11 protein-coding genes are annotated in these 12,735 nt (G+C 61.6%); all 11 read left to right on the top strand.

The features are described from left to right. Positions 1-2: 2 nt before the first annotated feature. On the top strand, positions 3-1,139 hold the full coding sequence (gene flhB, locus RTH74_RS21470; RefSeq protein WP_316915989.1) for a flagellar biosynthesis protein FlhB: 1,137 nt from the start codon (positions 3-5) through the stop codon (positions 1,137-1,139). An 83-nt stretch (positions 1,140-1,222) separates the two neighbouring features. Further along, positions 1,223-3,370, top strand: a complete 2,148-nt coding sequence (flhA, locus tag RTH74_RS21465; RefSeq protein ID WP_316915988.1) for a flagellar biosynthesis protein FlhA — start codon at positions 1,223-1,225, stop codon at positions 3,368-3,370. Positions 3,371-3,381: 11 nt separating this feature from the next. Further along, positions 3,382-4,692, top strand: a complete 1,311-nt coding sequence (flhF, locus tag RTH74_RS21460) for a flagellar biosynthesis protein FlhF (protein WP_106734309.1) — start codon at positions 3,382-3,384, stop codon at positions 4,690-4,692. A gap of 113 nt (positions 4,693-4,805) precedes the next feature. Then, entirely contained in the window at positions 4,806-5,636 is an 831-nt protein-coding gene (fleN, locus tag RTH74_RS21455) for a flagellar synthesis regulator FleN (RefSeq protein ID WP_162843938.1), read from the top strand. Continuing rightward, on the top strand, positions 5,633-6,379 hold the full coding sequence (gene fliA, locus RTH74_RS21450) for an RNA polymerase sigma factor FliA (RefSeq protein WP_166432387.1): 747 nt from the start codon (positions 5,633-5,635) through the stop codon (positions 6,377-6,379). The genes fleN and fliA overlap by 4 nt, the downstream gene beginning before the upstream one ends. Positions 6,380-6,478: 99 nt before the next feature. Then, the gene (locus tag RTH74_RS21445; protein WP_169968482.1) at positions 6,479-6,853 is read left to right on the top strand and encodes a chemotaxis response regulator CheY; all 375 of its coding nucleotides are present in this window, start codon (positions 6,479-6,481) and stop codon (positions 6,851-6,853) included. A gap of 19 nt (positions 6,854-6,872) precedes the next feature. Beyond that, a complete protein-coding gene (locus tag RTH74_RS21440; RefSeq protein WP_106734310.1) occupies positions 6,873-7,661 on the top strand; it encodes a protein phosphatase CheZ in 789 nt (262 codons plus the stop codon). Between the two features lie 12 nt (positions 7,662-7,673). Beyond that, entirely contained in the window at positions 7,674-9,887 is a 2,214-nt protein-coding gene (locus RTH74_RS21435; RefSeq protein ID WP_099523118.1) for a chemotaxis protein CheA, read from the top strand. Between the two features lie 45 nt (positions 9,888-9,932). Then, entirely contained in the window at positions 9,933-11,069 is a 1,137-nt protein-coding gene (locus RTH74_RS21430; protein ID WP_316915987.1) for a chemotaxis response regulator protein-glutamate methylesterase, read from the top strand. A 25-nt stretch (positions 11,070-11,094) separates the two neighbouring features. Then, the gene (locus RTH74_RS21425) at positions 11,095-11,835 is read left to right on the top strand and encodes a flagellar motor protein (protein ID WP_316915986.1); all 741 of its coding nucleotides are present in this window, start codon (positions 11,095-11,097) and stop codon (positions 11,833-11,835) included. 12 nt (positions 11,836-11,847) lie between these two features. Next, complete coding sequence (motD, locus tag RTH74_RS21420; protein WP_316915985.1) at positions 11,848-12,657, top strand: flagellar motor protein MotD; 810 nt, start codon at positions 11,848-11,850, stop codon at positions 12,655-12,657. The last annotated feature ends 78 nt before the right edge of the window (positions 12,658-12,735 follow it).

The raw sequence follows: 12,735 nt of genomic DNA, 5'->3' as shown, positions 1-12,735 counted from the left end.
CGATGGCCGAAAGCGAGAGCGGCGCCGACAAGAGCGAGGAACCCACAGGCAAGCGACTTGAAGAGTCGCGCAAGAAAGGCCAGATCGCTCGCTCCAAGGAGCTAAACACGGTGGCGGTGACGCTCACCGGCACTGTTGCCCTGATCATTTTCGGCGCCTACATGGGCAATGTGCTGATGGATGTCATGCGCGGCAATTTCAGCTTGCCGCGCGATGTGCTGATGAGCGAGCGCAGCATGGCGCTTTATCTGCTGGCTTCGGGCAAGCAGGCATTGCTGGCGGTGCAACCCTTTTTCATTGCGTTGTTGATCGCCTCCATCGCTGGTCCCATCGCGCTGGGGGGGTGGTTGTTCTCTGCCGAGGCGCTGCAACCCAAAGCCAGTCGGATGAACCCATTGGCGGGTCTCAAGCGCATGTTCTCGGTTCAGGCGTTGGTCGAGTTGCTCAAGGCCCTGGCCAAGTTTCTGGTAATCCTGGCAGTGGCGCTGGTGGTACTTTCGGTGGACCAGGACGATCTGCTGGCCATTGCCAACGAGCCCGTCGAGCCCGCCATCCTGCACAGCCTGAAGGTTGTCGGCTGGAGTGCGTTCTGGCTGTCCTGCGGGCTTATCCTGATCGCCGCGGTGGATGTGCCGTTCCAGCTGTGGAGTCACAAGCAGAAGCTGATGATGACCAAGCAGGAGGTGCGCGACGAGTACAAGGACACTGAGGGCAAGCCCGAAGTGAAAGGACGTATTCGTCAACTGCAGCGTGAGATGGCCGAACGGCGGATGATGCAAGCCGTGCCGCAGGCTGACGTGGTCATCACCAACCCGACGCACTTCGCTGTAGCGCTCAAGTACGACCCGGAGAAGGGGAGCGCACCGGTGTTGCTGGCAAAGGGCGGCGACTTCCTGGCGCTGAAGATTCGCGAGATCGCCCAGGAGCATAAGGTGATGGTGCTGGAGTCCCCGGCATTGGCCCGTGCGGTGTATTACTCCACCGAGCTGGAGCAGGAAATTCCTGCTGGCCTGTATCTGGCCGTGGCTCAAGTGCTGGCCTACGTCTATCAGCTTCGTCAGTACCAGGCCGGCAAGGGTAAGCGCCCAGGTCCGCTGCCGGACTTCCCGATCCCGGCGGATCTACGCCGCGACTCTTAGGGCGTGTAGCACGCTGTCGTGTCACTTCTGGAACGCTTCTTGCCATGACCTGTCTAGGACGCACTTTCGCGTCAAAAGATTGAATGGCTTGGGGTAGGGACGTGGCAGTAGATCGCGCACAGTTAATCGGTGACGTACGCAGCAACCTTGCAGGTTTGCGCCATGGCAACCTGGGCATTCCGCTGCTGCTGCTGGTCATGCTCGGCATGGTCATGCTGCCGGTGCCGCCGTTTCTGCTCGACACCCTGTTCACCTTCAGTATCGCGCTGTCCATCGTCGTGTTGCTGGTCAGTATCTACGCGCTGCGGCCGCTGGATTTCGCTGTATTCCCCACTATCCTGCTGGCCGCCACGCTGCTGCGTCTGGCGCTTAACGTGGCCTCGACCCGTGTGGTGCTGCTCAATGGTCACGAAGGGCATGGCGCGGCTGGCCAGGTGATCCAGGCTTTCGGTGAGGTGGTGATCGGCGGCAATTACGTGGTTGGTATCGTGGTGTTCGCCATTCTCATGATCATCAACTTCGTGGTGGTCACCAAGGGCGCCGGGCGTATCTCCGAGGTGAGCGCGCGCTTCACCCTCGACGCCATGCCAGGCAAGCAGATGGCTATCGACGCCGACCTAAATGCCGGCCTGATCGATCAGAACGAAGCCAAGAAACGCCGCAGCGAGGTGGCCCAGGAGGCAGACTTCTACGGTTCGATGGACGGTGCCAGCAAGTTCGTCCGTGGCGATGCCATCGCCGGCCTGCTGATCCTGTTCATCAACCTCATCGGTGGTATCGCCATCGGCGTGCTACAGCACAGCCTGGCCTTCGCCGATGCCGGTAAGGTCTACACCCTGCTGACCATCGGTGATGGCCTGGTCGCGCAGATTCCTTCGCTGTTGCTGTCCACTGCTGCTGCGGTGATGGTGACCCGTGTTTCCAGCTCCGAAGACATGGGTGCGCAGGTCAATCGGCAGATGTTCGCGTCACCGCGGGCGCTGGCGGTGGCGGCGGCGATCCTCATCGCCATGGGGCTGGTGCCGGGTATGCCGCACTTTTCCTTCATCAGCCTTGGTCTGGTGGCGGCCGGTGGCGCCTACTGGATCGCGCACAAGAACCGCAAGGTCAAGGAAGAAGAGGTCAAGGAGGTGCAGCGCCAGCAGGAGCTGCTGCCGGCGCAGAAGGCTCAGGAGGTCAAGGAACTGGGCTGGGACGATGTCACTCCGGTGGACATGGTCGGCCTGGAGGTAGGCTACCGCCTGATTCCTCTGGTGGACCGCAACCAGGGTGGTCAACTGCTCGCGCGGATCAAGGGGGTGCGCAAGAAACTGTCGCAGGAAATGGGTTTTCTCATGCCTTCGGTGCATATCCGCGACAACCTCGACCTGGCACCCAACGCTTATCGCCTGACGCTGATGGGTGTCAGCGTGGCCGAGGCCGAGGTGTATCCGGATCGTGAGTTGGCGATCAACCCCGGTCAGGTGTTCGGTCCGCTCAACGGCATCGCCGCCAAGGATCCGGCATTCGGTCTGGAGGCCGTGTGGATCGACCCCACTCAGCGCGATCAGGCGCAGTCGCTGGGCTACACCGTGGTTGACGCCAGTACCGTGGTGGCCACTCACCTCAATCAGGTCCTGCACAAGCATGCTCATGAGCTGTTGGGCCATGAGGAAGTGCAGCAACTGATGCAGTTGCTGGCCAAGAGCTCGCCGAAGCTGGCCGAAGAGTTGGTGCCGGGACTGGTATCGCTGTCGACCCTGCTCAAGGTGCTGCAGGCGCTGTTGCAGGAGCAGGTACCGGTGCGGGACATCCGCACCATCGCCGAGGCCATCGCCAACGTCGCACCGAAGAGTCAAGATCCCGCCGCGATGGTCGCTGCGGTACGCGTTGCGCTGGCCCGCGCCATCGTGCAAGGCATCGTGGGACTAGAGCCGGAGCTGCCTGTGATAACCCTCGAGCCAAGGTTGGAACAGATCTTGCTCAACAGTCTGCAGAAGGCCGGTCAAGGCGGCGAGGATGGCATCCTCCTCGAACCGGGCATGGCCGAGAAGCTGCAGCGTTCCCTGGTGGAAGCGGCGCAGCGCCAGGAGATGCTCGGCAAACCGGTGATTCTGCTGGTGGCCGGACCGGTCCGGGCGATGTTGTCGCGCTTCGCGCGGCTGGCGGTACCCAGCATGCACGTGCTGGCGTACCAGGAAATTCCGGACAACAAGCAGGTCACCATAGTCGCTACGGTTGGCCAGAACTGAGGTAAAAGGTCATGCAGGTCAAACGCTTCTTCGCCGCCGATATGCGGACCGCCATGAAACTGGTGCGTGATGAATTGGGCGCTGACGCCTCGATCATCGGCAATCGCCGCGTTGCCGGTGGTGTCGAGCTGACTGCTGCGCTGGATTATCAGGCGCCGACGCCGGTACGTCCGAACCCGGCGCTGGAAGCCGAGCTGCGCAAGACCCAGGCGCGCATCGCCAGCGCCCAGGCTGAGCTGAGCACGCGTGCCGAGCAGGATGCCGGCAAGGACCGCCAATTATTCGCCAATGAATCCTTGCTGGCGCCCGAGCTGCCAGCGACTCCGGTCAAACCACAGCGCCCGGTCGAGACCGCTGCGCCTGCCACGCCGGCGGTCGATCCGCGCGCGCTGGATGCCATGCGCTTCGAGCTGCATGGCTTGCGTGAGCTGATCGAAGTACAGCTGGGCTCCATTGCCTGGGGCCAGCTGCAGAATCGTCGTCCGCAGCAAGCCAATCTGTGGCGCCGCCTGCAGCGCATGGGGTTGTCCGCCGAACTGTCGCAGGCGCTGCTGAGCAAGGTGGCCGGCGTTGCCGAACCGCGTCAGGCCTGGCGTATGCTGCTGGCACATCTGGCCCATGCGATCGCTACGCCCAAGGTCGAGCCGCTGGAAGAGGGGGGCGTGATCGCCCTGGTCGGTCCGGCCGGCATGGGCAAGACCACTACGCTGGCCAAGCTGGCTGCGCGTTATGTGCTTAAGTACGGCGCGCAGCAGGTCGCTCTGGTGAGCATGGACAGCTTCCGTATTGGCGCGCAGGAGCAACTCAAGACCCTGGGGCGCATCCTCGGTGTATCAGTGACCCAGATCGACCCGGGCCAGTCCCTGTTGCAGGCGCTTGCGCCACTGGCCAAGAAACGCGTGGTGCTGGTCGATACCGCTGGCCTGCCGGGTAACGATCCGGCGTTGCGTCTGCAGTTGGAAAGTCTGGCCTCGGCACGCATCAAGGCGAAGAATTATCTGGTATTGGCCGCAACAAGTCAGAGCCAAGTGCTCAAGGCGGCCTACCATAGTTACAAGCGTTGTGGCCTTTCTGGCTGCATACTGACGAAGCTGGACGAAGCGGCGAGCCTGGGCGAGGTTTTAGGCCTGGCTATAGGCCAGCAACTGCCGGTAGCCTATGTGACGGATGGGCCGCGGATTCCGGATGATCTGCAGGTGCCACGCAGTCACCAGTTGGTCAGCCGGGCGGTGGGCCTGCAGGCTGCCGAGGAACCGAGTGAAGATGCCATGGCGCAGATGTTCGCCGGCCTCTATCACAACCCGGCCAAGCGGGCCGGCTGAAGCAGCGAGAATGTTGCACCCTCTCGCCACGTGGTGCGGGAGTGAGCGGCCTCAACAGGTTATTTCAACGACCTGTAGGGCCAAGTCGAAGTTAGACAAGGTGTAGAAAGAACATGGGTATGCATCCCGTACAGGTGATTGCGGTGACTGGCGGCAAGGGTGGCGTCGGCAAGACCAATGTATCGGTCAATCTGTCCATGGCCCTGGCCGATCTCGGCCGTCGGGTGATGCTGATGGACGCTGACCTTGGCTTGGCCAACGTCGACGTTCTGTTGGGCCTGACGCCCAAACGCACCCTGGCCGATGTCATCGCGGGTGAATGCGATCTGCGTGACGTCCTGCTGCAGGGGCCGGGCGGCGTGCGTATCGTGCCGGCGGCGTCCGGTACGCAGAGCATGGTCAGCCTCACGCCGATGCAGCACGCCGGCTTGATCCAGGCGTTCAGTGACATCAGCGAAAATCTTGACGTGCTGGTGATCGACACCGCCGCAGGCATCGGTGATGCGGTGGTCAGCTTCGTGCGTGCCGCGCAGGAGATCCTCGTGGTGGTCTGCGACGAGCCTACCTCGATTACCGACGCCTACGCGCTAATCAAGTTGCTCAATCGCGATCACGGCATCAGCCGCTTCCGCGTGCTGGCCAATATGGCCCACAGCCCGCAGGAAGGACGCAATCTCTTTGCTAAGCTGACCAAGGTGACGGATCGTTTCCTCGATGTCGCCCTGCAGTATGTCGGTGCCGTGCCCTACGACGAATGTGTGCGCAAGGCCGTGCAGAAACAGCGCGCTGTCTATGAAGCCTTCCCTCGCTCCAAGTGCGCCCTGGCGTTCAAGGCGATAGCTCAGAAGGTAGATACCTGGCCGTTACCGGCCAATCCCCGTGGTCATCTGGAGTTTTTCGTCGAGCGTCTGGTGCAACAACCGACCGCAGACTCGGCCGTATGACAGCAGCCTCTGGACTTCGTATGTACAACAAGGCTCAGGCGCAGGACTCCCAGCACCAACTGATCGAGCGCTATGCGCCGCTGGTCAAACGCATCGCCTACCACCTGTTGGCCCGTCTACCGGCCAGCGTGCAGGTCGATGATCTGATCCAGGCCGGCATGATCGGTTTGCTCGAAGCCTCGCGCAAATACGACTCCAGCAAGGGCGCCAGTTTCGAGACCTTCGCCGGTATCCGCATTCGCGGCTCCATGCTCGATGAGGTGCGCAAGGGCGATTGGGCGCCGCGTTCGGTGCACCGCAACAGCCGCATGGTCAGCGACGCCATTCGTGTGGTTGAGGCAAGAACCGGGCGTGACGCTAAAGATCACGAGGTTGCGGCCGAACTCCAATTGAGTCTGGAGGATTACTACGGCATTCTTGGCGACACTTTGGGCAGCCGCCTGTTCAGTTTCGACGACCTGTTGCAGGACGGCGAGCACGGCGGGTTGCACGAAGACGCCGGGCACAACCACCTCGAACCTTCGCGGGACCTCGAAGACGAACGCTTCCAGGCGGCTTTGGCCGATGCCATCGCCGGTTTGCCGGAGCGTGAACGTCTGGTGCTGGCGCTGTATTACGATGAAGAACTGAACTTGAAGGAAATCGGTGAAGTGCTGGGGGTTAGCGAGTCACGCGTGAGCCAGTTGCACAGCCAGTGCGCGGCGCGTTTGCGCTCGCGGCTGAGTGAATGGCGCGCTGGCTGAAGGCGGCGTGCTCGCAGGCGCAAACGGTTTCACGATTAAAGGACGTAGTTGCAAGCGCAATACGTTTGGGACTGTACGGAGGTCGACTTGGACAAGAACATGAAAATCCTCATCGTTGACGATTTCTCGACGATGCGACGGATCATCAAGAACCTCTTGCGGGACTTGGGTTTCACCAATACCGCAGAAGCCGATGACGGCACCTCGGCGCTGCCGATGCTGCAAAGCGGCAGCTTCGACTTTCTGGTGACCGACTGGAACATGCCCGGAATGACTGGCATCGACCTGCTACGTGCCGTGCGTGCCGACGAGCGTCTCAAGCACCTGCCGGTGCTGATGGTGACTGCTGAAGCCAAACGCGATCAGATCATCGAGGCGGCTCAGGCCGGTGTGAATGGTTACGTGGTCAAACCCTTCACCGCTCAGGTGCTGAAGGAAAAGATCGAGAAGATCTTCGAGCGAGTCAACGGCTGATGCCAGCCGCGAGGGTGCTATGGAACACGATGACTCCACGCTGGGTGACCTCGAGTCGACCCTGAAAAACAACGCCCGCGATCTGGTCGATAGCCTTGAACAAGGCAACTTCGGCGCTGCGGTGCAACTGATCAACGAGCTCAACAAGGTCCGTGATCGCGGGCTGTATCACGAGGTCGGCAAACTGACCCGTGAACTGCACAACGCCATTGTCAATTTTCAACTCGATCCGCGTATGCCGCATGCCCAGGAGCTGTCGCAGATCGCCGACGCTACCGAGCGTCTGAACTACGTCGTGACCATGACCGAGAAGGCCGCCAACCGGACCATGGATCTGGTCGAGCAGAGCGCGCCGCTGGTCAATGATCTGAGCGATGAAGCGCAGAGCCTGAGCGTCGAATGGGGCCGCTTCATGCGCCGCGAGATCGGTGCCGACGGCTTCCGTGAACTGGCCAAGCGGGTCGAGCTGTTCCTCGCCCGTAGCGAGCGAGATGGCGCCAAACTTTCCGGTCACCTCAATGACATTCTGCTGGCGCAGGACTATCAGGACCTTACCGGTCAGGTGATCAAGCGTGTCACCCAGCTGGTGACCGAAGTGGAAAGCAATCTGCTGAAATTGATGCTCATGGCCAGCCAGGTCGACCGTTTTGCGGGTATCCGGCACGACCACGAAGAGCTGCGTAGCGAACAAGAAAAATCAAAAGAGCCATCGCGGGGTGAAGGTCCGCAGATTCATGCCGATAAGCGTGATGACGTTGCCTCCAACCAAGACGATGTCGACGACCTGCTGTCCAGCCTAGGGTTCTAAGGAGCACACAATATGAGCTTCGGCGCCGATGAAGAGATCCTCCAGGATTTCCTGGTAGAGGCCGGCGAGATTCTCGAACAGTTGTCCGAACAGTTAGTCGAGCTGGAAAGCCGACCGGACGACATGAACCTGCTCAACGCCATCTTCCGCGGTTTTCATACCGTCAAGGGCGGAGCGGGTTTCCTCCAGCTCAACGAGCTGGTGGAGTGCTGCCATATCGCCGAAAACGTCTTCGACATCCTGCGCAAGGGTGAGCGTCGCGTCGATTCGGAGCTGATGGATGTGGTGCTCGAGGCTCTTGATGCAGTAAACGGCATGTTCGGCGAGGTGCGTGAGCGCCGCGAGCCGACACCCGCGTCGCCTGAGCTTCTGGCGGCACTGTCACGCCTGGCCGAACCGGGCGGCGCCGAAGCGGCTCCTGCGCCGGTGCAGCAGGCCGAACCAGAACCCGCACCAGAGCCTCAGCCAGCTGCGCCGTCGGTCTCCGCGGGCGACATCACTGACAGCGAATTCGAGCAACTGCTCGATGCGCTGGGTGACGCGCCGGCTGCAGCTCCGAGCGCCGAAGTCAGTGCCAGCGATGAGATCACCGATGACGAGTTCGAGTCGCTGCTCGATCAATTGCACGGCAAGGGACAGTTTGCCGGCGCTGTCGAGGCGCCTGCCTCCACGGTAGTCGCTTCTGCGCCTGCTGGTGCAGCGGCAGGCGATGACATTACCGACGACGAATTCGAAGCACTGCTTGATCAACTGCATGGCAAAGGTCAGTTCTCTGCGACGACCGAAGCCGCTGCGCCAGTCGCTGCCGCTGCGCCAGCCCCGGCTGGCGACGAGATTACCGATGACGAGTTCGAGTCCTTGCTCGATCAGTTGCACGGCAAGGGCAAGTTCGTCCCGCCCAGCGAGCCTGCACCTGTAGTCGCTGAGAAACCGGCTGCCGCGCCCAAGGCCGCGGCACCAGCAGCCAAGCCAGCTGCGGCCAAGGCTGAACCTGCCGCACCGCGTGCCGCGGTGCCGGCCCCAACCCCGGCAGCGGCGGAGAAGGCCCCTGCCAGCGAAGCCGAAACCACCGTACGGGTCGATACCGCACGCCTCGACGAGATCATGAACATGGTCGGCGAGCTGGTGCTGGTACGTAACCGTCTGGTGCGTCTGGGCCTCAACAGCGGCGACGAGGCCATGTCCAAGGCGGTGTCGAACCTCGACGTGGTCACCGCGGATCTGCAGACCTCGGTGATGAAGACCCGCATGCAGCCGATCAAGAAGGTCTTCGGCCGCTTCCCGCGCCTGGTCCGCGATCTGGCGCGCAATCTGAAAAAAGAGATCAACCTCGAACTGGTGGGCGAGGAAACCGACCTCGACAAGAACCTGGTTGAGGCGCTGGCCGACCCGCTGGTGCACTTGGTGCGCAACGCCGTCGACCACGGCGTGGAAACCCCGGAAGAGCGCGAGAAAGCCGGCAAGGCACGCGCTGGCCGCGTGGTGCTGTCCGCCGAGCAGGAGGGTGACCACATCCTGTTGTCGATCACCGATGACGGCAAGGGTATGGACGCTGATGTGCTGCGTGCCAAGGCTGTGGAGAAAGGCCTGCTGGACAAGGACGCGGCTGATCGGCTCAATGAGTTCGAATGCTACAACCTGATCTTCGCCCCGGGCTTCTCGACCAAGACCGAGATCTCCGATGTGTCCGGCCGCGGTGTGGGCATGGACGTGGTGAAGACCAAGATTTCCCAGCTCAATGGCACGGTCAACGTGTTCTCACAGAAGGGGCAGGGCTCGAAGATCATCATCAAGGTGCCGCTGACCCTGGCGATCATGCCGACCCTGATGGTGATGCTGGAGAACCAGGCCTTCGCCTTCCCGCTGGTCAACGTCAACGAGATCTTCCACCTCGACCTGTCGCGCACCAATGTGGTTGATGGCCAGGAAGTGGTGATCGTGCGCGACAAGGCGCTGCCGCTGTTCTATCTCAAACGTTGGCTGGTGCCGCAGGCCTTCCACGAAGGTCAGCGCGAGGGCCATGTGGTGATCCTCACCGTCGGTAGCCAGCGCATCGGCTTTGTCGTCGATCAATTGGTCGGGCAGGAGGAAGTGGTAATCAAACCGCTGGGCAAGATGCTGCAAGGCACGCCCGGGATGTCCGGCGCCACGATCACTGGCGATGGACGCATCGCGTTGATTCTCGACGTACCGAGCATGCTCAAGCGCTACGCTCGACGTTTCTGATGTTTCGCGGCGCGGGTCATGGCTTCGCGCCGTCTAGGAGTGTGTATGGCTGTTAAGGTTCTGGTGGTGGACGACTCCGGTTTCTTCCGCCGGCGCGTTTCAGAAATTCTGTCTGCTGACCCCAGTATTCAGGTTGTGGGCACGGCCACCAATGGGCGGGAAGCCATCGATCAGGCGTTGGCGCTCAAGCCCGACGTGATCACCATGGATTACGAGATGCCGATGATGGACGGCATCACTGCGGTTCGAAACATCATGCAGCGCTGCCCGACGCCAGTATTGATGTTCTCTTCGCTGACCCACGAAGGGGCCCGCGTGACGCTCGATGCGTTGGACGCCGGTGCGGTGGATTTTCTGCCGAAGAACTTCGAAGACATCTCGCGCAACCCTGAAAAGGTCAAGCAGATGCTCTGTGAGAAGGTGCATAGCATTGCTCGCAGCAACCGTCGTTTCAGCTCGGCTGCGGTGGCTCCGGCGCCGACTGCGGCGAGTCCGAGTGCGGCGCCGATTAGTCGTCCGGCCGTTTCAACGCGGCCTGCTGTGCCGGCTACCGCTGCTCCTGCGCGTCCCGCAGCATCGCCTGCTGGCGCAGCGCCTTCGTCATCAGCGCCCAAGCGCAAGGCTTACAAACTGGTGGCCATTGGCACCTCTACTGGTGGCCCGGTGGCGCTGCAACGTGTGTTGACCCAATTGCCAGCCAACTTCCCGGCACCGCTGGTGCTGATCCAGCACATGCCCGCGGCCTTCACCAAGGCCTTCGCCGAGCGTCTGGACAAGCTGTGTCGCATTCAGGTCAAGGAGGCTGAGGACGGCGATATTCTGCGCCCTGGCGTGGCGCTGCTGGCGCCTGGTGGCAAGCAGATGATGGTCGATGCGCGTGGCGCGATAAAAATCCTGCCGGGTGACGAGCGCCTCAACTACAAACCCTGCGTCGATATCACCTTCGGCTCGGCCGCCAAGTCCTATGGCGACAAGGTGCTGGCGGTGGTGCTGACCGGCATGGGCGCCGACGGCCGCGAGGGTGCGCGCCTGCTCAAGCAGGGCGGTAGTCAGGTGTGGGCGCAGGACGAGGCCAGTTGCGTGATCTATGGCATGCCCATGGCCGTGGTCAAGGCCAACCTGGCGGATGCCGTCTATGGCCTGGATGACATCGGCCGGCACCTGACCGAGGCTTGCCAGTGACCCAGGCTAAGTGTGGAAACCGCGCATGGATGTACTGAGCCTAATCGGCGTCATCCTGGCGTTCGTCGCCATTCTGGGTGGCAATTACCTGGAAGGGGGCAACGCCGGAGCGTTGCTCAACGGTCCTGCGGCACTGATCGTCATCGGTGGCACGCTGGGCGCGGCTTTTCTGCAGGCGCCGGTGCAGGTGTTCAAGCGTGCCATGAGCATCATGCGCTGGATCTTCTTCCCGCCTCGTATCGATCTGGTCGGTGGCATCAATCGTGTGACCGGCTGGAGCATGGTGGCGCGCAAGGAAGGCCTGCTTGGCCTCGAGGCGGTGGCCGATGCCGAGCCTGATCCCTATGCGCGCAAAGGCCTGCAGTTGCTGGTCGATGGCGCCGAGCCGGAATCCATTCGCAGCATTCTCGAGGTCGATCTCTACACTCAGGAGGCGCGTGATATCCAGGCTGCAAAGGTGTTCGAGAGCATGGGCGGCTATGCACCGACCATTGGCATCATCGGCGCGGTAATGGGCCTTATCCATGTGATGGGCAACCTGGCTGATCCCAGCATGCTCGGCAGTGGCATTGCCGTGGCGTTCGTTGCCACCATCTACGGTGTCGGTTTTGCCAACCTGCTGCTGATACCGATGGGTAACAAGCTCAAGTCCATCGCGCTGCGCCAGTCGCGTTATCGCGAGATGCTCCTCGAAGGCATCCTGTCCATCGCCGAGGGTGAGAACCCGCGCTCCATCGAACTGAAGCTGCAAGGCTTCATGGACTGATGGAGGTATGGCATGGCGCGCAGGCGGCATCATGAAGAGCACGAGAATCACGAGCGTTGGTTGGTCTCCTATGCCGACTTCATCACCTTGCTGTTCGCCTTTTTCGTGGTGATGTACTCGATTTCCTCGATCAACGAAGGCAAGTACAAGATCCTCTCGGAGTCACTGACAGGCGTGTTCAACCAGCCTGATCGCTCGATCAAGCCGATTCCAGTCGGCGAGGAGCGGCCGCGCACCAGCGAGCCTGATAACACCTCGATGGACGACCCCAGCTCGGATTCGACCCTGCAGAACATTGCCTCCAGCGTGCGCGAGGCATTTGGCGAGCTGATCCAGAGTGAGCAGTTGACCGTGCGCGGCAACGAGATGTGGATCGAAATCGAGCTCAGCTCCAGTCTGTTGTTTCCCAGTGGTGATGCCATTCCGAACAATCAGGCGTTCGACATCATCGAGAAGGTCGCCAAGATTCTGGCGCCCTATCAGAACCCGGTTAAGGTGGAAGGATTCACCGACAACCTGCCGATCCAGACCGCCCAATACCCGACCAACTGGGAGTTGTCTTCGGCGCGTGCGGCGAGCATCGTGCGTATGCTGGCCATGGATGGCGTCGACCCTTCACGTCTGGCGGCTGTCGGTTACGGTGAATTCCAGCCGGTGGCGGACAATGCCACCGCCGAGGGCAGGGGACGTAATCGCCGCGTCGTGCTGGTGATTTCGCGCAACCTCGACACGCGACGTGGCGCTGGCAGTGCCGCGACCCAGCAGTCAGAGGCTGGCACGCAACCTGCACCAGCGTCTGCGTCGGGGGTTCCACAGTCGTGAGCCGTCAAATCCCAGTCGCCTGCTGTGTGCGTGCGACAGCCATTCTCGGCCTGAGCGCCTCTTGCCGGGAGGATGAGA

The organism is Pseudomonas sp. zfem001 (genome assembly GCF_032621725.1).
Taxonomy (GTDB): Bacteria; Pseudomonadota; Gammaproteobacteria; order Pseudomonadales; family Pseudomonadaceae; genus Aquipseudomonas; species Aquipseudomonas sediminis.
The sequence above is the reverse complement of the archived record's forward strand: the minus strand, read 5'-3'. Positions and strand labels throughout refer to the sequence as shown.